We start from the raw sequence: 20,973 nt of genomic DNA, 5'->3' as shown, positions 1-20,973 counted from the left end.
GGACCGGGGCGCCGCCCCGGCCTCCGTCGTATTTCCAGTCAGAAGAAGACCTAGGTGCCGTCCTGCCAGGCCGCGAGTTCTGCTTGCGCCTTCTTGGGCAGGCTCTTGCGGATCATGCCATAGGAGGTGTGGATGCGGTCAACCAGGGCTTCCACACCCGGATGATCGAACGGGATGCGCACCCAGGAACGGTGAAAATACTTCGCTTTTTCTGCCGCACCAATCTCGATCAAGAACTGCGCGCTTTCGGGGTCGGCGGTCTTGATCGAAATGCCGTCCAGCGCGTGGCCGTAACAGGCAAACATCTTGTCGGCCACCTTCCACGCCTCCAGCCCGCCATCGGCATTGGAATGATACCAGGCGCCGGGCAGGGCGGCACAAATGCGGTTCGCGTCATCGAGGGTCATGGCCGCAACTCTAGCGATCTCACGCTGCGAAACCACCGTCTTCAGCCGGTCGCATCCACCAAAACCCCGCTTTACCAGCCACACGCGCATCCCTGTCATGAGCGGTCCAGCGCAGATTTGACGAGGGCATGACAACACGTCTTGCCAACGCTACCGGATCCCCATACGTGTTGCGTTATGATATAACATACTACATTCAAATTGACAGAAGCAGGAAGCGTCCCATGCAACACACATTCTCCAAAACAGCAGGAATGCTCGCGGTCAGCGCGCTGTTTGCGCTTTCGTCCCAGGCCATGGCCCAGACAACGACGGACACCGACCATTCGCACGATCACAGTCACGATGAACAAGCCGAAGAGCTATACCTGATCGACGAAGCCGACGTGCGCGCGCGCGACCTGTCCGACTGGGCAGGGGACTGGCAGTCCGTCTATCCGTATCTGATGGATGGCACCCTGGATGCGGTCATGGAGCACAAGGCAGACCACGGCGACCAGACCGCCGAGGAATACCGCGCCTATTACGAGATCGGCTACAAAACCGATGTCGAGCGGATCGTGATCGACGGCGAGGACGTGACCTTCTTCCGCAACGGTGAGCCGACGCGGGGGCAGTACGAGGCTGACGGCTACGAAATCCTGACCTACGAGTCCGGCCACCAGGGCATCCGCTTCATCTTTGAAAAGGCGGGCGGCGATGACGCGGCCCCGCAGTTTATCCAGTTCAGCGACCATGAAATGGTGCCGACCCAGGTGGATCACTACCACCTCTACTGGGGCGAGGACCGCGCCGCGCTGCTGGAGGATGTGACCAACTGGCCGACTTACTACGCCTCGGGCCTCAGCGGTGACGAGTTGGTGGCCAAGATGATCGCCCACTAGAACCGCACATATATAGCAGCGTACCCGCCTGTCCGGGCGGGTGCGTTCGCGCCTCCGCGCCACGGCGTTTCGTAGACGGTACACCCTGACGAAAAGGGTTGACCGCCCACAGCCCCCCGCGCTACCCACAGCCCATGACCGGAACGATTTGCATTCCCTGCTGCATCATCTGCTGATTTCTTCAGCGGGCCGGTTCTTTGTTTCCATGACATCTCAGAATTGCTAGGCCCGCGCCCAACCCGCGCCCGCGACCTGCATATCTGAGGCTTCGACATGAACATCCAGCTCCACAACACCGCGACACGCCGGAAAGAGGTGCTCGCGCCCCTCGATCCCAGCAACGTTCGGATGTATGTCTGCGGCCCCACGGTCTATGACCGCGCCCATCTGGGCAATGCGCGCCCTGTGCTGGTCTTCGACACGCTCTTTCGCCTGCTGCGCCATGTTTATGGCGAAAATGCAGTGACTTACGTGCGGAACTTCACGGATGTGGATGACAAGATCAACGCGACAGCACTGGCTCGGAAAGAGGCAGGCGCGCCCGGCACGCTTGAGGAGTTGGTGGCCGAGCGGTCGGATGAAACCATCGACTGGTATCACGCCGACATGGACAGTCTGGGCGCCCTGCGCCCCACCCATGCGCCGCGTGCGACAGCCTTCATCACCCAGATGGTGAACATGATCTCGGATCTGATCGACCGCGACTTTGCCTATGCGCGCAACGGCCACGTGCTGTTCCGCGTGCGCAACTATGACGACTACGGCAAGTTATCGGGCCGCTCTGTGGACGACATGATCGCCGGTGCGCGGGTCGAGGTCGCGCCCTACAAGGAGGATCCGATGGATTTCGTCCTTTGGAAACCCTCCGACGACGATCTGCCGGGCTGGGACAGCCCATGGGGCCGGGGGCGCCCCGGCTGGCACATCGAATGCTCCGCCATGGCCTATGACCTTCTTGGGGCGCAATTCGACATCCATGGCGGCGGCAACGATTTGCAGTTTCCCCACCACGAGAACGAAATCGCGCAATCAAAATGCTGCGGCCACGACTTCGCCAACATCTGGATGCACAACGAGATGCTGCAGGTCGAGGGGAAGAAGATGTCCAAGTCCCTGGGCAATTTCTTCACCGTGCGCGACCTGCTGGATCAGGGCGTGCCGGGCGAGGTGATCCGCTTCGTGATGCTGTCCACGCATTACCGCAAGCCGATGGACTGGACGGAGAAGAAGCGGGCGGAGGCCGACGCGACCTTACGCAAGTGGCGGAACCTCGTCTTGGAACCGCAAGATGCCGATCCCGATCCGGAGTTTCTGAACGCTCTCATGAATGATCTGAATACGCCCGCTGCTTTGGCGCGACTGCATGAGATGGCGAGTACAATTGCAGCTTCCAAACGTTCTGAAAATCCACATCTGGAAAATGCGTTTGTAGCGTCGGCGAAGTTACTCGGGTTGCTGGATCAAAATGCCAAAATGGGCGGCTGGGCAATGCAAAGCGAGGTTGAAGACGCATTGCTTCATGAGTTTGCTGTCGCTCTGACAAACCGTCGCCTTGCCGCAATGAAGTCAAAAGACTTCGGCCCTGTTGATGCGATGAAGTCCGCGCTGATCGACGCCGGTGTCGAAGTCCGCATGAGCAAAGAGGGTGTCGAACTGGTGCCCGGCACCGACTTCGATGCCGCAAAACTGGAGGCGCTGAAATGAGCCCAAACCTTACCAACAGGTTAAAGCGCCTCTGTAACCCATTGAAATCGTCTCGCTGCACAGGCGTCCCAGCAAGGGACAAGACATGACCCGCGAATGCCTCTATCTTTTTGACACCACTCTGCGGGACGGCCAGCAAACCCAGGGGGTCCAATTCTCGACCCCCGAAAAGCACCAGATCGCCCAGGCCCTCGATACCCTCGGAATCGACTATATCGAGGGCGGCTGGCCCGGTGCCAATCCCACCGACAGCGCCTTTTTCGAGGACGCCCCCAAAACCCGCGCCACCTTCACCGCCTTTGGCATGACCAAGCGGGCGGGCATCAGCGCCGAAAATGACGATGTTCTGGCGGCGGTCCTGAATGCGGGCACCAGGGCCGTCTGCCTGGTCGGTAAGACCCATGATTTTCACGTCGAAAAGGCGCTCGGAATCTCTCTGGCCGAAAACACCGCCAACATCTCCCAAACCTTTGCCCACCTCGCGGCCCAGGGGCGCGAGGCGATCTTTGATGCCGAACACTTTTTTGACGGCTACAAAAGCAACCCCGACTACGCCCTCGAAGCGATCCACGCCGCCCATGACGCAGGCGCGCGCTGGATCGCCCTCTGCGACACAAACGGGGGCACGCTGCCCCATGAAATCCACGAGATCACCAAGGCCGTGATCGCATCAGGCATCCAAGGCGACCGGCTGGGCATCCACACCCACAACGACACCGAAAACGCCGTTGCCGGGTCTCTGGCCGCCATCGACGCAGGCGCGCGGCAGATCCAGGGCACGCTCAATGGCTTGGGCGAGCGCTGCGGAAACGCGAACCTGACGGCCCTGATCCCCATCCTGCTGCTCAAGGAACCCTATGCCAGCCAGTTCGAAACGGGCGTGTCGCAAGAGGCGCTGGCAGGGCTGACGCGGACAAGCCGGATGCTCGACGACATCCTGAACCGCGTCCCACAGAAACAGGCCGCCTTTGTGGGTGCGTCGGCTTTCGCCCACAAAGCAGGGCTGCACGCCTCCGCCATCCTGAAGGATCCGACGACCTACGAGCATGTGGACCCGGCCACGGTCGGCAACGCTCGCATCATTCCGATGTCGAACCAGGCCGGGCAGTCGAACCTGCGCAAGCGCCTGGCCGAGATGGGGTTGGAGGTCCCGCCGAAGGACCCGGCTCTGGCCCGTATTCTGGACCGGATCAAGGCGCGCGAGGCGGAGGGGTATTCCTACGACACGGCGCAGGCGTCCTTTGAACTGCTGGCGCGGGACGAGCTGGGGCTGCTGCCCGAGTTTTTTGAGGTCAAGCGCTATCGCGTGACCATCGAGCGGCGCAAGAACAAGCGGGACCAGATGGTGTCACTGTCCGAGGCGGTCGTGGTGGTCAAGGTCGACGGGGAAAAGATGCTGTCGGTGAGCGAGTCCATGGACGAGGCAGGCACTGACCGTGGCCCGGTGAACGCGCTGGCCAAGGCGCTGGCCAAGGACCTGGGGCGCTACCAGACCTATGTCGAGGACATCCGCCTGGTCGACTTCAAGGTCCGCATTACGCAAGGCGGGACCGAGGCCGTGACCCGCGTCATCATCGACAGCGAGGACGGGCAGGGCCGCCGCTGGTCGACGGTCGGCGTCAGCGCGAATATCGTGGATGCGTCCTTTTCCGCGTTGCTCGATGCGATCCGCTGGAAGTTGGTGCAGGATGGCGTCGCATGATCAGGCAAGCTGACGGGTATGGCCCTCTGCTTACGGTGCCCGCGTGAACCTCGCTGATGACATTTTGCCGTGCGCCCGGATTGTTGAGCAAGGCGACCCGGACAGGTTTCGAACCGTGATGGCGGCTCCGGTCGCGGCCCGCGACATACTGTTCCCGCTCTATGCGCTGAATGTGGAGGTGTCGCGCGCACCCTGGGTCACGCAAGAGGCGATGATCGCCGAGATGCGCTTGCAGTGGTGGCGGGATGCATTGGAAGAGATGGCCGAGGGCCGGGATGTGCGCAAACATGAAGTAACGACGCCCTTGGCCGCGCGCCTGTCGCCCGCTGCGGCACGCCGGTTGGACGAGGCCGTCGCAGCGCGCCGCTGGGACGTGTATCGCGACCCGTTTGAGGATGAGGCGCATTTTGATCGGTATCTCGATCAGACCGCCGGGCATCTGATGTGGACAGCGGCAGAGGCATTGGGTGCGCCGCCAGATCAGGAGGATGCCGTGCGCTCGGTTGCCGCGGCCGGTGCATTGGTCGCTTTCCTACGGGCTGTGCCCAGGCTTGAGGAAGCGGGTCGTATTCCATTGCTGGATGGGACCTCTGACGGGGTCGGGGCGCTGGCAGGGCGCATCAGGACGCGCCTCACGAAGCCGCGTTTGCCAGCCCGTGCGCGTGTTGCCCTTTGGCCCGCGCTTGGGTCCGCGTACTGCCTTGGACAGATTGTGCGCACACCGGCGATAGTGGCCAAGGGTGCGGTGCCCGCGCCACTTACGGCATGGAGATTGAGCGTGGCCGCACTGACGGGGTTTCCAACGCTGTAAGGCGGACCTTGATCCGCCTAGGCGGTGACAGCCCGCTGCCGCATGACCAGCCAGATCAAAGACCCTCCCGCCAGGACGAGGAACGGGACCATCGCGATGTTGACCGCAGCCCAACCCTCAACCGGGTCCCCGCCTGCGCAGTTCATTAGACCACCCGACGCCAGAGAGGCGACGGTCACACCGCCAAAGACAATCAGGTCGTTCATCCCCTGCATCCGACCGCGCTCCTGCGCGCTATGTGCGCCAGCCAGCATCGTGGTCGCGCCGATAAAGCCGAAGTTCCAGCCGAGGCCCAGCAGGAACAGCGCCCAGTAGAAGTTTTCGATGTCCACGCCCTGCAGCGCCACGACGCCGGCCGCGCCCAGAATGGCAAGGCCCAAGCCCATGATCCGCTCAACGCCAAACCGGGCGATCAGGTGACCGGTAAAAAAGGACGGTGCGAACATGGCAAGCACATGGACCGTCACAACATTTGCCGCGTCCGGCTCGGTGAATCCGCAGCCGACGACTGCCAGCGGGGTCGAGGTCATCACCAGGTTCATCAGGGCATAGGACACCGCGGCGCAAATCACCGCCACGGAAATGCGTGGGTCGCGCAGCAGTTCCTTGCGCGACCGGCCCGGTCCGTCTGTGGCCGTTGGGGGTGGCGGTTTGGGGCTGTCGAGAAACATAAACAGCGCCATGCCCATCAGATTGAACGCCATCGCAACCCAGTAAATCGGGATATAGCGGGCGACTGTGGCGTCGGCTGCGTCCGCCGTCACATAGCCCACGACCTGCGGCCCGATAATGGCAGACAAAAGACCACCGGCCATGACATACGAAATCGCTTTGGGCCGAAAGGCGTCTGATGCGGCGTCAGCCGCGGCAAAGCGGTAAAAGCCTTGCGCCGACATGTAGATGCCCGTCATGTAGCTGCCGACGAGGAACAGCCAGAAGCTGCCCACGCTCAACGCCCAGACGCCGATGGCAGCCCCGATCAGCCCGCCAAATGCACCCACGATGAAGCCTGTTCGGCGGCCAAAGCGCTGCATGACATTCGATAGCCATGGCGCCGTTGTCATAGACCCGAACACAATCAGCGAGATGGGCAATGTGGCCAGGCAGGCAAAGGGCGTCAGCTGTTGCCCGGCAAGGCCCGCGACCACGAACATCATGGTAATCTGGCTGCCCAGAAACGCCTGCGCCGCCACGAGGACGGCCACATTGCGCTTGGCGCGGGTATCGTCGATTTGGGTCATGAGTGTTGACTATCCCCACCGGCGATCCGCGACAAGCGCGCGTTTGAGCACAGGTGCTTGCGCGCGGGATACAGGGGGGTAGGGTGGCAGCATGGCACGGCTCTTGATCCTTGGCGGTTCGGCGATGACCGAACCCGTGCTGGCCGCGCTAACGGTGGCGGGCCATGACGTGTCTGTCTACTGGTCGCGGGCGCCAGAGACAGGCGCAGCCCCCAGAATCAGCAACATGCGGGACGGATTGTCAGGCGCCGAAGCGGTGGTGGACACGACCCATCCCTTTGATGACACGGTGCGCCGCATCGCCATGAGACTGGCCCCGGACCTGCCGCGTGTCTGCGTGCGGCGCCCCAGTTGGACGGCGTCCGCAGGCGACCGATGGCAGCACGTGAGAACGCTGGCTGATGCGGTAGCTGCGCTGCCCGCTCGGGCGCGTGTCTTCGCTGCTTCCGGTCGGGACAGTGCCGAAGTGCTGACCCACCATGACGGCCCGGTCTTTCTGCGCCAGTTGCAGCGCCACGACCATCTGCCACCGGATGGTTGCATGTATGTGTTTGGCGCCGGACCGTTCGATGTGGACGACGAGATCGCGCTGTTTCGCGACTTGCAGATTGACGTTGTTCTGGCCCGCAACATCGGTGGCACCAGCAGCTTCCCCAAGATCGCGGCGGCGCGCGCCTTGGATATGCCGGTCGTGCTGATCGATCCGCCAGACAGCGGGTTTGAGCAGCAGGTTGCGGATGTCGATGCTCTGCTGACCTGGGTGGCCTGCCTGTGACGGGTAGGATTGTGGAGACGGATGCAGATGTTGCCGAAGGCGCGGCATGGCTGGCCGCGTCCGACCCGGCGCTGGCCAAGGCGCTTGAGGTGGCAGGGCCGTTGCCCTTGCGGCGCAGACCCGACGGGTTCCCAGCCCTTCTGAACGCCATTGTCGGTCAACAGGTCAGCACCGCGTCGGCCAGTGCGATTTGGGTCAGGTTGGAGGCTGGGGGCATGACGCAGCCTGACGGTGTGGTTGCTGCGGGCGAAGAGGGTTTGAGGACAGCGGGGCTCAGCCGCCAGAAGATCACATATGCCCTCGCACTGGCGGACGCCGGGATTGATTACGACGCGCTGCGCGCTGCGCCCGACAGTGAGGTCATTTCAACGCTCACGGCTGTGAAGGGGATCGGGGTCTGGACCGCCGAGATCTATGCCATGTTTGCCCTTGGCCGCGCCGATGTATTCGCGCCCGGTGATCTGGCCTTGCAGGAGGCGGCACGCCTCATCTTTGATCTGCCGGAACGCCCCAAGGAAAAGGTGCTGCGTCAGATGGCCGAGGATTGGTCGCCCTGGCGGGCGGTTGCTGCGCGCCTGTTCTTCACCTACTACCGGGTGGCAAAGGGCCGAGCGGGGATTTCATGACACGGGTGTTGCAGGCAGGGCGGGTCGAGCCGCGTTCGGGTGAGTTGCGGTCCATCGTCGTGTTCCTGCACGGCTATGGTGCCAATGGCGCGGACCTGCTGGGGCTGGCCGAACCTTTGGGCGAGCATCTTCCCGATACGCTCTTTGTCGCCCCGGATGCACCCGAAACGATCCCGATGATGCCCAGTGGCTACCAGTGGTTTCCGATCCCCTGGATTGACGGGTCTTCCGAAGAAGAGGCCGAGCGGGGCCTGCGTGCCGCCGCCGAAGACCTGAACGCCTTTCTGGATGCGCTGATGGTGGATGAGGACGTGTTGCCCGAACAGGTCGTCCTATTCGGCTTTTCGCAGGGCACCATGATGTCGCTGCATGTCGCGCCGCGGCGCGAGGATCCGGTTGCGGGCATTGTTGCGTTTTCTGGGCGTTTGCTGAATCCCGAAGTGCTTGCGGATGAGGTGGTCAGCCGTCCGCCCGTTCTGCTGATCCACGGCGATCAGGATGATGTCGTGCCGCCGCAATCCCTGCCGCAGGCGGCCGAAGCGCTGCAAGGCGCGGGCTGGAAGGACGTCTATGCCCACGTCATGAAGGGCACTGCGCATGGAATCGCACCCGACGGCCTAAGCGTCGCACTGGCCTTTATGCGTGACAAGTTGGGGCTCTGAGCGGAACAATACTGCCAAATCGGCCGCTTTTTTTCGCGCTGGCCCTTGATATGGTGGCTGGCCGGTACATTTGTTTTGCCCTATCGCGATTTCTGTGGCGCACTGAAGCCATAAAAACAGTGCGCAACAGGGGAACGCGACATGAAAATGGCGCTTGGTGGGGGCTGTGCCCTCGTGGCGGCGTTGCTGGGTATGACCTTGGCAAAACCGGCCACAGCCTTGAACTTGGATGAATTGCAAACAACGTCGGCGGCGGTCGACACCGAACTGGACCGGTCGATTGTGCTGCGTTCTGTCCGGATGCCGGGCGCTTTCGGCCAGTTGATCCTGGATATGGATGCGGATGCGGGTTTGATTGACCGAAAACGGGACGTGGCAAATCTGACGGATGCAGATGTCTGGGTGGTCGGCCTGAAAGGGTGGTCAGATACCAAGTGGCTTGAAACCAGCCCTTTGCACAAACTCTTTGCCGCCCATCTCCATGCGGCGCATCCGGGCCAGCGGTTCAAGTCGTTTCAATGGAATGTGCGGGGTGGCCAGATGATGGATGTGCATTTCGTCAACCTGCGCCGGGCGTCCGAGCTGTCCGAGGCGTGCCTCGCGGAACTGGTCTACCGCCTGTCGCAACGGGCTGTGACGAGCAGGCGGGTGGCCGATCTGTCGCTGGTCGGCGCGCGCGCTGAACCCCTGGTGGCCCTGACGGAGGCACCGGCCAATGCAGGGCATTGCGACTAGGTCCAAAGCCTGTGGATAACCGTCATATCCTTGTCACGTACCTGTCTTATCCGACCTGCGACATCTCGTGGTCGGTTGGGCACTTGTCAGACGCTTTCCACAAGATATAGTCAAGTTATACAGCTGGGGCGGGTTCCCCGCTCTGGTGCCGATAACGGGCAGACAGGGCGAGGACGGAGTCACTTATGGACGGCGATTTCAGGACAGAATTTACGCGCAGCCCCTCTGCGCTGAAACAGCATCCGGCGCTTGTGCTGAATGCGGATTATAGGCCGCTCAGCTACTATCCGCTGTCGCTTTGGCCCTGGCAGGAAGCGGTCAAGGCGGCCTGGCTCGACCGGGTCGACATCGTGGCCGAGTATGACGAGGTCGTCCGCAGTCCTAGCACCGAGATCCGAATACCTTCGGTGGTGGTGCTCAAAGACTATGTAAAACCTCAAAAGCGCGTGGCCTTCACGCGCTTTAATTTGTTTTTGAGGGACGAATTCCAATGCCAATACTGCGGCGCCAAGGGCGATCTGACCTTTGACCACGTGGTGCCCCGCGCAAGCGGCGGCGTGACAAGCTGGCAGAACGTGGTCGCCGCCTGCAGTCCATGCAACCTCAAGAAGGGGTCGAAGCCGCTGCACCGCACCGGCATGTCACTGCGCAAACCCCCGCGCCAGCCTGGTGCGGAGGAACTGCGCAACATGGGGCGCAAGTTTCCCCCGAACCATTTGCATGAAAGCTGGATGGATTTCCTCTATTGGGATGCCGAGCTTCAGGCCTAGGCCAGAACGCCGGGCCAGTTTGCATCACCTGCCGCGATCCGGGCAGGGATATCGCGTTCCCAGCGGCGCTGAATGCGACGGTTGAAATTCAGATACAATTTGCCGTCCACGATCTTCCAGGCCTCCGGAATGGTTGATGCGGTGTACCCCTCGCTTACAGCCCACGCACAATAGCCACCATATTGTGGCGCATATGCCTCTGGGTCGGCGGCGAATGTGTTACGGTTGGCCGCGCTTGCAAAATGCCAGTCGACGCCATTCCAGGTGTGGGTGAAGTCGGCGGAGCCTTTGACCGGAGTGCCTTCGGTGAAGTAGGCCACGACGTCACTGCCATCGACGGCGATGCCATCGTTGGCGTAGACGGGCGGCGTGCTGGCGACCGCGTAGCGCGCGGTCAGCAGAGCCGCGGGCAGGGAGGCGGCGAGTGTCAAAACGGTACGGCGGCTGGGCATGTTTGTCTCTCTCCTGATTGATCAGCACCACTGCACTGCGATATTGGGCATAGCGGCCCAATATCTATAGACCAAACAAAGCTGTGAGCGGGTGTGAACCTGCGACGGCTCAGGCGGCGAGGTCGACCCAGACCGGAACATGGTCGGACGGCTTTTCCTCACCTCGCACCGCCTTGTCGATCTTACAGTCGGTCATCAGGTCTGCGCATGCCGGGCTAAGCAGGAAGTGGTCGATGCGGATGCCGTCATCCTTGTTCCACGCACCTGCCTGGTAGTCCCAGAACGAATAGTGGCCCGGCCCGAACGTGCGCGCCCGGAAGGCTTCAGTCAGCCCGAGGTTCTGAAGCCGCCGAAACGCGGTGCGGCTTTCAAGCCGGAAAAGCGCGTCGTCACGCCAGTCATCGGGGCGTTTGGCATCTTCGGCCTGCGGGATGATGTTGTAGTCGCCTGCCATTAGGAACGGTGTTTCTTCTGCCAGCAGCGCGAGTGCACGGTCACGCAGCCTGTCCATCCACGCAAGTTTGTAGTCGTATTTTGGGCCGGGTGTCGGGTTACCATTGGGCAGGTACAGTCCGCACAGGCGGATGGCGTGGGTGTCGCCCATCACTGTGGCTTCGATATAGCGGGCCTGCTCATCTGTATCGTCGCCGGGCAAGCCGTGCGTCACATCTTCCAGCGGCAGCTTCGACAGGATCGCAACCCCGTTGAATGATTTCTGTCCGTGCGTGGCGACGTTGTAGCCGCGGTCTTCGAAGGTTTCGGTGGGAAAGTTCTCGTCCACCGACTTGATCTCTTGCAGCAGAACGACATCGGGGTTGGCCGCATCCAGCCAACGCGGCAGCGCCTCGATCCGCGCCTTGATCCCGTTGATGTTGAATGTTGCGATTTTCATGTCGGCCCCTCGCGCTGCTGACTTCGATGTTTCGCGCATCCTGCACCGGACAGCAAGGCCGTCAACCGAACATGCCGCGCTGACTAAATTAACTATTTCTTAACTATTCGATTCGGGGTAAGATCTACGCATTGCGTTTTCGAGATCAGAAAAACGCATTAAAATCAGTGCTGTGGATAAGTTTTTTCCGCGCTGTGCTTTCCCGTTTGATCTTGTCCATGGCCAATCGCTTCTGTGGCTTTCCTTATGTGGATAAACCTCTGGATACTCATCTTTAGGAAGAAAAAACCTTTCTTGGATCGCCTTTAACGGGCAACGCTTTGGGTGTCACAACTCAAAGGCGAAAGGACTTCAGCCATGACTGCTCAGCGCAAAATGAATATCGCTCTCGACACCTCCGCAATTGGTGGATTGCACGCTGGTGACGGCGTCGATCTGTTCTCGACCAGTAGCGCACCTGGCGCGTTCGAGGCCATCCTTGGTGACGGTGTCGACATGTTCTCGACCAGCAGTGCTCCTACGGCAACAGACGCACGCGTCGGGGACGGAACACACCTGTTTTCCACCAGCAGCGCACCGGTCGCGACCGACACGACACTGGGCGATGGTGTTGAGATGTTTTCGACCAGCAGCGGGCCTATGACGACAGAAGCAACACTGGGGGACGGCGTGGAATTGTTTTCGACCAGCAGCGCGCCTGCCGTGATCGAAACTGTAGCTGGAGATGGCATTGAACTCTTCTCGACCAGCAGCGCCCCCGTTACGTCGAACGCCACGTCTGGTGACGCTACGGGTGCGTTTTCGTCGGGCTCCGGTCCCGTAACGGGCACAGTGATCCAGGGCGATGTGACGGGCTTTTTCTCCTCGGGCTCCTGAACCGCGTCGGCGGGACATGACCACAGCACTTGAAAGGACAAAACGATGTCGAATGTCATAGCGCTCAATGTCCCGCCGCGCCGCCAGCGTCTGGTCGACCGGGCGGATGGATTGATTGACCTTTTCGCGACGCAGCGCCGGTTCCCGGACGATGTGTTCTGGCTGAAGGAAAATGCCGAACTGCTCAGCATACTCGAATGTACGGGGATGCAGGTCAGCGATGTGGCCCTTGAACCGCACATTGATTTCTACAGCGGCCTGAAAGAACGGTTAAGGTTTTTTCCACAGTACTATCGCTTCCTGTTGTCTATCGGGCTCGATCTCGAAGATCTGGGACTACGCGGCACTGCCGTGGATGGGCAGATGGAGGCTCTGTGCCACTGGGTCGCCGCGCAGGGACTGCCGGATGCCGAAATGAGTGATTTGCAACGTGCCGAAGCGCGGCGGCTGCTTGACCGCCGTGGCGTGGAGTGCACGGCCGCCGATCCCGATCTGGACAATCGCTTGCGCGCCTTCATCGGTCGGGCAGAAACCTTCGGGTTGCCAAACAAAAAGGCGGCCTATGAACTAACGCATATCGTGTTTTACCTGTCGGAATACGGTCGGCGTAACCCGCATCTGGATGCCGGGGCTCTGCGCAGCCTCGAATATGTGGGTATCCTTGCGCATATGGACCAGAACATCGACCTGCTGGCCGAGGTGTGTATCGCACTACAGCAGGCCGGGCAGACCCCGAATGCGGTTTGGGTCGAAGCGGTCCGCACTGCGATGGACACCTTCGCCGTTGTCGCCGACGATGGGGTAGGTGGTCACGATGATTACCATGAATATCTGGTGACGCATTGGGCGGCTCGGGCACTTGGCCATGACGATACCGGGGCTGCCATACCGGACGGACGCGTTCGTTTTGACCAACAACAATACCGACCAAGCGCCTTGCGCGGTGTATCAGGCGCGCTTTTCGCCGCGGCTCACACGCGCAGCAACGACTGGGCACACATGTCCGACTACGTGTTCAGCTCGCTCGAAGGCGACGCTGCCCTGCTTCTTGAAGAGACGATCGCTTCAACAAACGAGTTCGATGCGTTCTTTGACGTCTTCGCCCGTGCCTGAGCCTACATCGAAAAGGAGGTGCCACAGCCGCATGAGCTGCTGGCGTTGGGGTTGTTGATCACGAACCGCGCGCCGATCAACTCTTCGGAAAAGTCGATCACGGCATCGGAAAGGAAGGGCAGGCTGATGCTGTCTACGACAACCTTCTGGCCTGCACCTTCCAATACGAGGTCGTCGTCTTTGGGATCGTCCAGCGCGATTTCATATTGAAACCCGGAACATCCGCCCCCTTCGACGGCCACGCGCAGGGCCTGTCCCTGATCGGCGGCGCCAATCTCGGCCAGGCGTTCAAAGGCGCGGTCGGTCACTTTGGGTGGCAATTGCATCTGCGTCTGCTCCGAACGGTTTTCATCGTGCTGCAATCGCAATATATGCAAGCCTGTAAAAGCCGACAAGGATCATAGCGAATGACAGCCGCCTATGCTTCTGATCCAGCCCGCGCCCGAGGACGGCGCTGGCCGGAGGAGGAAATGTCATTCCGATCGCCCTTTCAGCGGGACCGGGATCGCATCATTCACGCGTCGGCCTTCCGGCGGCTCAAGCACAAGACACAGGTATTTGTGGAGCATGAGGGCGATTACTACCGCACCCGCCTGACCCATTCCATCGAGGTGGCGCAAGTGGCGCGCACCATTGCGGGGGCCTTGGGTCTGAACGATTGCCTGACCGAAGCCATCGCGCTTGCCCACGACCTTGGTCATCCGCCTTTCGGCCACACGGGTGAGGATGCCCTCCAGGACCTCATGGCGCCATATGGCGGCTTTGATCACAACGCGCAGGCGATCAAGATCGTGACCCGGCTGGAATGCCACTATGCCGATTTCGATGGGTTGAACCTCACCTGGGAAGCCCTTGAAGGTATTGCGAAACATAACGGACCCGTGACAGGCGACCTGCCTTATGCGCTGGCCGAATACGATGCCGAACACGACCTTGAACTTGGCACTCACGCCAGTGCCGAAGCGCAGGTGGCCGCCCTGTCCGATGACATCGCTTACAACAACCATGACCTGCATGACGGACTGCGCGCCGGTCTTTTTGATGAGGCCGACATCTGTGATCTGCCCATGATCGGACCGGCTTTTGCCGAGGTCGACAGACACTACCCCGACCTCGACCCAATGCGGCGGCGTCACGAAGGGCTGCGCCGCGTCTTCGCCGCTATGGTCACGGATGTGGTTGAAACGTCTCGGTCCCGGCTCGCAGACAGCGGCGCGCAGTCGGTGGAAGACGTCCGCCATCTGGGCCGCCCTGTCATCCGCTTTTCGGATGCCCTATGGTCCGATCTGCAACAAATCCGGGCGTTCCTCTTCACCAACATGTACCGCGCCCCGTCCGTCATGGTCGAACGCGAACGCGTGACATGCATCGTGAACGATCTGTTCCCGCTGTTTATGGCAAAACCGGACATTTTGCCCGCCGAATGGCGCCGTAACGTCGACGCGTGGGATGAGGTCGCACTGGCCCGCAGTGTGTCCGACTACATTTCCGGGATGACGGACCGGTTTGCGCTGCAGGAACATACCCGCCTGACCGGGTAGCAGCGCTTGACGCTTGGGGTGCGCGTGATACACCGCGCGCACCCAATGAATAGGCCTCAAATGAACCTCTTTGCCGACATCCGTGCCCTCGTGCTGACCAACCTTGCTGCCATGGTCGAGGCGGGGCAACTGCCCGATGGTCTTGCGACCGACAACGTGACAGTTGAGCCGCCGCGCGATGCCGCCCACGGGGACATGGCGACAAACGCGGCGATGGTGCTGGCAAAGCCCGCAAAGATGAAGCCGCGCGACATTGCCGAAATGCTGTCGACCAGACTGGCAGAGGATGAGCGGATCACCAGCGCCGAAGTGGCAGGCCCGGGTTTCCTGAACCTGCGGCTTGACTCATCGGTCTGGCACGGCGTTGTGGCGGCTGCGCTTCGGGCCGGGACCGATTATGGCCGGTCTGACCTGGGCGCGGGCAAGAAGGTTAACGTCGAATACGTGTCGGCCAACCCGACCGGTCCCTTGCATGTGGGCCACACGCGGGGCGCTGTGTTTGGTGACGCGCTGGCCTCGCTGCTGGATTTCGCGGGCCACGATGTGACGCGCGAATACTACATCAATGATGGCGGCGCGCAGGTCGATGTGCTCGCACGCTCTGTCTACCTCCGCTATCTCGAAGCACACGGGCAGGAGGTCGCGTTCGAGGACGGCACCTATCCCGGCGATTACCTGATCGGCGTGGGCGAAGCCCTCAAGGCCAAGGTCGGCGACGCTTTTGTGGACAAGGGTGAACAGTTCTGGCTGGCCGAGGTGCGCGAATTCGCCACCGAAGCCATGATGGACCTGATCCGAGAGGATCTTGCGGCGCTCGGCGTCGAAATGGACGTGTTCTATTCCGAAAAGTCACTCTATGGCACAGGCCGGATCGAGGCGGCGCTGGATGATCTGCGCGGTAAGGGCCTGATCTATGAGGGCGTGCTTGAGCCGCCCAAGGGCAAAAAACCCGAGGATTGGGAACCGCGTGAACAGACGCTGTTCAAATCCACGGACCACGGCGATGACGTGGACAGGCCGGTGATGAAATCGGACGGCGCATGGACCTACTTTGCCCCCGACATTGCCTATCACTACGACAAGGTGCAGCGTGGGTTCGACGCGCTGATCGACGTGTTTGGCGCCGATCACGGCGGCTATGTCAAACGGATGAAGGCGGCGGTGTCCGCCCTGTCCGAAGGCGCCGTACCGCTCGACATCAAGCTCACGCAGCTCGTGAAGCTGTTCAAGCACGGGCAGGAGTTCAAGATGTCCAAACGGGCAGGGACTTTTGTCACCCTGCGCGACGTGGTGGACGAGGTTGGGCCTGACGTCACACGCTTCATGATGCTGACGCGCAAGAATGACGCGATGTTCGATTTCGATCTGGATGCGGCACTTGAGCAGTCCAAGGAAAACCCCGTCTTTTACGTGCAATATGCCCACGCGCGGGTCACGTCCGTGATGCGCAAGGCATCTGAAGCAGGGTTTGACCTGCCACACGAGCGATTGGCGGACGCTGATTTGAGCGGGCTGACAGACCCGGCCGAATTGGCCGTGGCCGCAAAGATTGCGGAATGGCCCCGTTTGGTCGAAACGGCGGCGCGCACCAACGAACCGCACCGGATCGCCTTCTACCTCTATGAACTAGCGCAGGTGTTCCACGCGCTTTGGAACCGGGGCAATGACGACCCGACACTGCGCTTCCTGCAGGACAGCGAAGAGGCGTCGATGCCAAAAATCGCGCTTGCCAGCGCCTGCGCCGTTGTAATTGCAGCGGGCCTTGGTATTCTTGGGGTGAAACCAGCCGAAGAGCTGCGTTAACGCTCCGCCAAAAGGGGCAAACAGGCACTTACCCCAAGGCGCGCCTCGATCACGACGGTCGGGCGGGCACAACCAGATATATGACTTGCGCGGGCACGTATCCGCGCGGGCAATGAGGCAAAGATGGCAGATATGCACTACACCCACGAGATGGGTCACGAGGGCTATGACGCGCACGAACACGCATCTGCGCCACCCTCCAATGTTCTGAAAAACTTGACGAATTTCGCGGGTGCGGCCGTGTCGCTGGCATTGATCGCGGGCGTGTCTGTCTGGGGCTGCAAGTTGGTGATGCGCGATGTGTCGGGCATCCCGGTTGTCCGCGCCGCCGAGGGCGAAATGCGCGTGCGCCCAGATAATCCCGGTGGTCAGCTTGCGCGTAACACCGGTTTGGCTGTGAACGAAGTGGCCGCGGCGGGCGAAGCCTCCGGCCCCGTTGATCAGGTCACGCTGGCCCCGCGCCCCGTCGATCTGACGGAGGAGGATCAGCCGATCCCCGCGCAGGCCGTGGCGCCTGTGCAACAACCCGCGCCGCTTGATGTGGCGGCCAGTCTTGATGCACCGCAAATCGACGTCGCGGCCGCCTTGGCCGAGGGCAATGTGGATGATCTGGTCAACCAGCTCACCGCCGGTGTCGACACGATAGAGGCTAACCCGATCGAAGATGCCGTCGCGGAGGCCGTGTTGGCCAGCGTGGATGCTGCCGATCTGCCCGACACGCCAACGCCGGTGCCCGCGGTGGTCAAAGGGCCGGGGCCGAAAACTTCGGTCCGGCCGCAATTGCGTCCAGCCTCCGCCCCCGACACGGTCACGCCCGCTCCGGTCGAGGTTGCAACAGCGCCTCAAACCTCGGAACTTGAGGCATCGGCGATCCCGACAGGCACACGGCTGGTCCAACTCGGTGCTTTTGACAGCGCAGACATCGCCCGCGCGCAGTGGGACCAGATGCAGGGCCGGTTCGGTGACCTTCTGCGCGACAAGGATCGCATTGTGCAGCAGGCCCAATCGGGTGGGCGCACCTTCTACCGTTTGCGTGCCCACGGGTTTACCGACCTCAGCGACGCGCGTCGCTTCTGTTCGGCCCTTGTGGCTGAAGGCGCCGACTGTATCCCGGTCGTCACGAGATGAGCAATTTCGGTGCGACCATCCTAGACGCAGATGGTCTGCGCCTGACGCCAGATGAAAAGGCGTTTTTCCGCGATGCAGACCCGTTTGGTTTCATCCTGTTTGCCCGAAATGTGGATACGCCCGACCAAGTCTATGGCTTGTGTTCGGAAATGCGTGAGGCGGTCGGCCGCGACGCCATCATCACCATTGATCAAGAAGGCGGGCGTGTGCAGCGCATGCGAGGTCCCACCTGGACGGAATGGTTGCCGCCCTTGGATTTTGTCCGGGCTGCAGGTAATGATGCCGAACGTGCAATGTATTTGCGATACAGACACATAGCGCACGAACTTAAAGCGATGAGCGTCGACAGCAATTGCGCCCCCATGGTCGATCTGTTGGTCAACGACACGCATGATTTCCTGCGCAACCGCTGCTACGGCACGTCGCCCGGCGATATCGCAGCCCTTGGGCGCGCTGCTGCGCAGGGGCATCTGGACGGCGGCGTCGTCCCGGTCCTCAAGCATATGCCGGGGCATGGGCGCAGCGCCATAGACAGCCATTTCGATCTCCCGCGCGTCGATGTCAGCCTGGATACCCTGCGCGAGACGGACTTTGCCCCGTTCCGCGACCTCAATGACCTGCCCATGGGCATGACAGCGCATGTTGTGTTCGAGGCAGTGGACGAAGCCCCCGCAACCTTGTCCAAGGATACTATGGACCTGATCCGCAGCGACATCGGTTTCGACGGATTGATCATGACTGATGATATCGGGATGAAAGCGCTGGACGGGACGGTCGATGTGATCACCCGCCGTGCGCTTAACGCAGGCTGCGACGTGGTCCTGCACTGCAACGCACCCTTGGCGGCGCGCATCGCTTCGGCCAACGCCGCTGGTCCCATGACCGACGCCGCACAAGCGCGGGCAGAGGCGGCGCTGGCTGCCCGCAAAACCCCAGACGACATTGACATTGCCGAGCTCACCGCCGAACTTGAGGCGCTTTTGGGCGGGGCAGGTTAAAGCGTGGGGCATGGCTGAAGACACATTCGAGGAAGACCGGATTTCGGTCGCCGACCGCCTCGCGGCGGAGGCACTGATCGTAGATGTCGATGGGTTCGAGGGGCCGCTCGACCTGCTTCTGACGCTCAGCCGCACGCAAAAGGTCGACCTGCGCAAAATCTCGGTCCTGCAACTGGCGCACCAATACCTCGCCTTTGTAGAAAAGGCCAAGCAACTGCGTCTCGAATTGGCCGCCGATTATCTGGTGATGGCCGCTTGGCTGGCCTTCCTCAAATCCCGCCTGCTATTACCCCCCGATCCGGCAGAAGAAGGGCCTTCAGGCGAAGAATTGGCCGCACATCTCGCCTTTCAACTGGAACGTCTGCAAGCCATGCGTGACGCCGCCGCCCGCCTGATGGCGCGTGACCAGCTGGGCCGCGATTTCTTTGCCCGTGGCCAGTCCGAGATGGTCACACGCGTGCGTAAGGTCACCTATTCTGCAACCCTGCTCGATTTGATGCAGGGCTATGCCCGCATCCGCACCCGCGATGAATTCCGCCCCTTTGTCATGGACCGCGACGCGGTGTTCACGATGGAGCAGGCGCTCGACCGGATGCGCGGGCTGATCGGCTTTGCAGGCGACTGGACCGACATCTTGTCTTACCTGCCCGAAGGCTGGGAAATGGACCCAGCCAAGCGCCGCTCTGCCACTGCGGCCACCTTTGCAGCCAGCTTGGAACTGGTGAAAGAAGGGCATCTCGAAATCCGCCAGTCCGAGACATTCGCGCCGATCCAACTGCGCAAGAGAGATGAGCATCGTGACCGAAGAACCTGATGAACAAGAAGAAAGCCTGTTCGAAGCCCCTCCCATGGCGGAACAGGAGCGCATGGTCGAAGCGATCCTCTTTGCCACAGCCGAACCCATCACCACGCGCGAACTTGAGGCGCGCATGCCCCATGGCTGCGATGCGGCCGAGGCGCTTGTGTATCTCCGCAAACGCTACGAGGGGCGCGGCGTGCAAGTGATGAAAGTGGGTGACGCCTGGGCCATTCGCACCGCTGCCGACCTTGGGTTCCTGATGCAAAAGGAAACGGTCGAGACGCGCAAGCTGAGCCGGGCGGCCATCGAAACGCTTGCCATCATCGCGTACCATCAACCGGTCACACGGGCTGAGATCGAGGAAATCCGCGGCGTCAGCGTCAGCCGTGGCACCGTGGACCAGCTTCTCGAACTCGAATGGATCCGTTTTGGCCGCCGCAAGATGACGCCTGGTCGGCCTGTGACCTTCGTAGTCACCCAGTCTTTCCTTGATCATTTCGGGTTGGAAAATGCCCGCGATCTGCCGGGCCTGAAGGAGTTGCGTGCTGCGGGGCTTCTGGAAAACCGTCCGCCGCCCGGCACGCTGCCCGGCCCCGAAACCGAGGCCGAAGACGAAAGCGAAGAAGGGCAATCCGAGCTTTTCGAGGATTGATCCGGCGAAAAGGCCTGAAAAACGTCACATTCATTGCTATGTTACGCGCAAGCCAGATGGCAGGAGCAGTCCGATGAATGTGAACCAGATCATCAATATGATCATGCGCATCGTCATGCGCAAAGCGATCAACAAAGGCATCGACGCTGGTGTGAACAGGGCAAGCCGCGGACGGGGACAGCCCAAGGCCGCGCCGCCACCCCAGCCCGAGGCGCAGGCGAATGATGGGCCGACGCAAGCGCAAGTCCGCGAACAGCGCCGCGCACGCCGTGCCGCCCGCCAGGCGCGCCAAGCTGCCAAGAACGGGCAGGAATAGGGCGACGCGCGACCAAACAGGTCGGGAATACCTCCGTTGATTGCATGGGCACGCTGCCGTAGCGTCACCCCATTGGTTAAACTGGG

Annotated in this window: 23 protein-coding genes; 18 read left to right on the top strand and 5 right to left on the bottom strand. The window is 61.4% G+C overall.

Annotated elements, in window-relative coordinates:
* Positions 1-50: 50 nt before the first annotated feature.
* Positions 51-407: an MmcQ/YjbR family DNA-binding protein gene (locus FD715_RS04340; RefSeq protein WP_147105777.1), complete on the bottom strand. Its 357-nt coding sequence runs from the start codon at positions 405-407 to the stop codon at positions 51-53.
* A gap of 224 nt (positions 408-631) precedes the next feature.
* On the opposite strand from FD715_RS04340, the gene FD715_RS04335 reads away from it, so the two are divergent.
* The 4 genes from FD715_RS04335 to FD715_RS04320 all read left to right on the top strand — a co-directional run bounded on the left by FD715_RS04335 (position 632) and on the right by FD715_RS04320 (position 5,508).
* Entirely contained in the window at positions 632-1,291 is a 660-nt protein-coding gene (locus FD715_RS04335; protein WP_147105774.1) for a ZinT/AdcA family metal-binding protein, read from the top strand.
* Positions 1,292-1,564: 273 nt separating this feature from the next.
* The gene (gene cysS, locus FD715_RS04330) at positions 1,565-2,995 is read left to right on the top strand and encodes a cysteine--tRNA ligase (protein WP_147105771.1); all 1,431 of its coding nucleotides are present in this window, start codon (positions 1,565-1,567) and stop codon (positions 2,993-2,995) included.
* 85 nt (positions 2,996-3,080) lie between these two features.
* Positions 3,081-4,697 (top strand): citramalate synthase, encoded by a 1,617-nt coding sequence (cimA, locus tag FD715_RS04325; protein WP_147105768.1) that lies wholly within the window; start codon positions 3,081-3,083, stop codon positions 4,695-4,697.
* Positions 4,698-4,740: 43 nt separating this feature from the next.
* Positions 4,741-5,508, top strand: a complete 768-nt coding sequence (locus FD715_RS04320) for a squalene/phytoene synthase family protein (RefSeq protein ID WP_147105765.1) — start codon at positions 4,741-4,743, stop codon at positions 5,506-5,508.
* 17 nt (positions 5,509-5,525) lie between these two features.
* Here FD715_RS04320 and FD715_RS04315 read toward each other — a convergent pair whose 3' ends face one another.
* A complete protein-coding gene (locus FD715_RS04315) occupies positions 5,526-6,749 on the bottom strand; it encodes an MFS transporter (protein WP_147105762.1) in 1,224 nt (407 codons plus the stop codon).
* Positions 6,750-6,840: 91 nt separating this feature from the next.
* Between FD715_RS04315 and FD715_RS04310 the strand changes: the two genes are divergently transcribed.
* The 5 genes from FD715_RS04310 to FD715_RS04290 all read left to right on the top strand — a co-directional run bounded on the left by FD715_RS04310 (position 6,841) and on the right by FD715_RS04290 (position 10,317).
* Positions 6,841-7,524, top strand: coding sequence for a precorrin-6A/cobalt-precorrin-6A reductase (locus FD715_RS04310; RefSeq protein WP_147105759.1), 684 nt, complete (start codon positions 6,841-6,843; stop codon positions 7,522-7,524).
* Positions 7,521-8,150, top strand: a complete 630-nt coding sequence (locus tag FD715_RS04305; protein ID WP_147105756.1) for a DNA-3-methyladenine glycosylase — start codon at positions 7,521-7,523, stop codon at positions 8,148-8,150. Before FD715_RS04310 ends, FD715_RS04305 begins: the two co-directional genes overlap by 4 nt.
* On the top strand, positions 8,147-8,812 hold the full coding sequence (locus tag FD715_RS04300) for an alpha/beta hydrolase (RefSeq protein WP_147105753.1): 666 nt from the start codon (positions 8,147-8,149) through the stop codon (positions 8,810-8,812). Before FD715_RS04305 ends, FD715_RS04300 begins: the two co-directional genes overlap by 4 nt.
* 141 nt (positions 8,813-8,953) lie before the next feature.
* Complete coding sequence (locus FD715_RS04295; protein WP_147105749.1) at positions 8,954-9,547, top strand: hypothetical protein; 594 nt, start codon at positions 8,954-8,956, stop codon at positions 9,545-9,547.
* 185 nt (positions 9,548-9,732) lie between these two features.
* Positions 9,733-10,317, top strand: a complete 585-nt coding sequence (locus FD715_RS04290) for an HNH endonuclease (RefSeq protein ID WP_147105746.1) — start codon at positions 9,733-9,735, stop codon at positions 10,315-10,317.
* On the opposite strand, the gene FD715_RS04285 is transcribed toward FD715_RS04290, so the two are convergent.
* A complete protein-coding gene (locus FD715_RS04285; RefSeq protein ID WP_147105743.1) occupies positions 10,314-10,769 on the bottom strand; it encodes a YHS domain-containing (seleno)protein in 456 nt (151 codons plus the stop codon). The genes FD715_RS04290 and FD715_RS04285 overlap by 4 nt on opposite strands.
* 109 nt (positions 10,770-10,878) lie before the next feature.
* Positions 10,879-11,661, bottom strand: a complete 783-nt coding sequence (gene xth / locus FD715_RS04280) for an exodeoxyribonuclease III (protein WP_147105740.1) — start codon at positions 11,659-11,661, stop codon at positions 10,879-10,881.
* A gap of 357 nt (positions 11,662-12,018) precedes the next feature.
* Here xth and FD715_RS04275 point away from each other — a divergent pair, with 357 nt between their 5' ends.
* Positions 12,019-12,537, top strand: a complete 519-nt coding sequence (locus tag FD715_RS04275; RefSeq protein WP_147105737.1) for a DUF6749 family protein — start codon at positions 12,019-12,021, stop codon at positions 12,535-12,537.
* Between the two features lie 45 nt (positions 12,538-12,582).
* Positions 12,583-13,650, top strand: coding sequence for a hypothetical protein (locus tag FD715_RS04270; protein ID WP_147105734.1), 1,068 nt, complete (start codon positions 12,583-12,585; stop codon positions 13,648-13,650).
* 2 nt (positions 13,651-13,652) lie between these two features.
* Here the strand turns inward: FD715_RS04270 and FD715_RS04265 are convergent, their stop codons facing one another.
* A complete protein-coding gene (locus FD715_RS04265) occupies positions 13,653-13,976 on the bottom strand; it encodes an iron-sulfur cluster assembly accessory protein (protein WP_147105730.1) in 324 nt (107 codons plus the stop codon).
* 81 nt (positions 13,977-14,057) lie between these two features.
* Between FD715_RS04265 and FD715_RS04260 the strand changes: the two genes are divergently transcribed.
* From FD715_RS04260 to FD715_RS04230, 7 genes are all read left to right on the top strand, one after another.
* Entirely contained in the window at positions 14,058-15,191 is a 1,134-nt protein-coding gene (locus tag FD715_RS04260) for a deoxyguanosinetriphosphate triphosphohydrolase (protein ID WP_147105727.1), read from the top strand.
* A gap of 60 nt (positions 15,192-15,251) precedes the next feature.
* Entirely contained in the window at positions 15,252-16,994 is a 1,743-nt protein-coding gene (argS, locus tag FD715_RS04255; RefSeq protein ID WP_147105724.1) for an arginine--tRNA ligase, read from the top strand.
* Positions 16,995-17,117: 123 nt separating this feature from the next.
* Complete coding sequence (locus tag FD715_RS04250; protein WP_223274732.1) at positions 17,118-18,122, top strand: SPOR domain-containing protein; 1,005 nt, start codon at positions 17,118-17,120, stop codon at positions 18,120-18,122.
* Positions 18,119-19,120 carry a beta-N-acetylhexosaminidase gene (nagZ, locus tag FD715_RS04245; RefSeq protein WP_147105721.1) on the top strand — a complete coding sequence of 334 codons (1,002 nt, stop codon included), beginning with the start codon at positions 18,119-18,121 and terminating at the stop codon, positions 19,118-19,120. The genes FD715_RS04250 and nagZ overlap by 4 nt, the downstream gene beginning before the upstream one ends.
* Positions 19,121-19,130: 10 nt before the next feature.
* Positions 19,131-19,934 (top strand): ScpA family protein, encoded by an 804-nt coding sequence (locus FD715_RS04240; protein WP_147105718.1) that lies wholly within the window; start codon positions 19,131-19,133, stop codon positions 19,932-19,934.
* Positions 19,909-20,571, top strand: coding sequence for an SMC-Scp complex subunit ScpB (gene scpB / locus FD715_RS04235; RefSeq protein ID WP_147105715.1), 663 nt, complete (start codon positions 19,909-19,911; stop codon positions 20,569-20,571). Before FD715_RS04240 ends, scpB begins: the two co-directional genes overlap by 26 nt.
* A 73-nt stretch (positions 20,572-20,644) precedes the next feature.
* Positions 20,645-20,887 (top strand): hypothetical protein, encoded by a 243-nt coding sequence (locus FD715_RS04230; RefSeq protein WP_147105712.1) that lies wholly within the window; start codon positions 20,645-20,647, stop codon positions 20,885-20,887.
* Positions 20,888-20,973 lie beyond the last annotated feature (86 nt).

The sequence above is a fragment of the Tateyamaria sp. syn59 genome (genome assembly GCF_007995245.1).
Classification (GTDB): domain Bacteria; phylum Pseudomonadota; class Alphaproteobacteria; order Rhodobacterales; family Rhodobacteraceae; genus Tateyamaria.
This window is presented reverse-complemented; position numbering and strand designations above follow the sequence as displayed.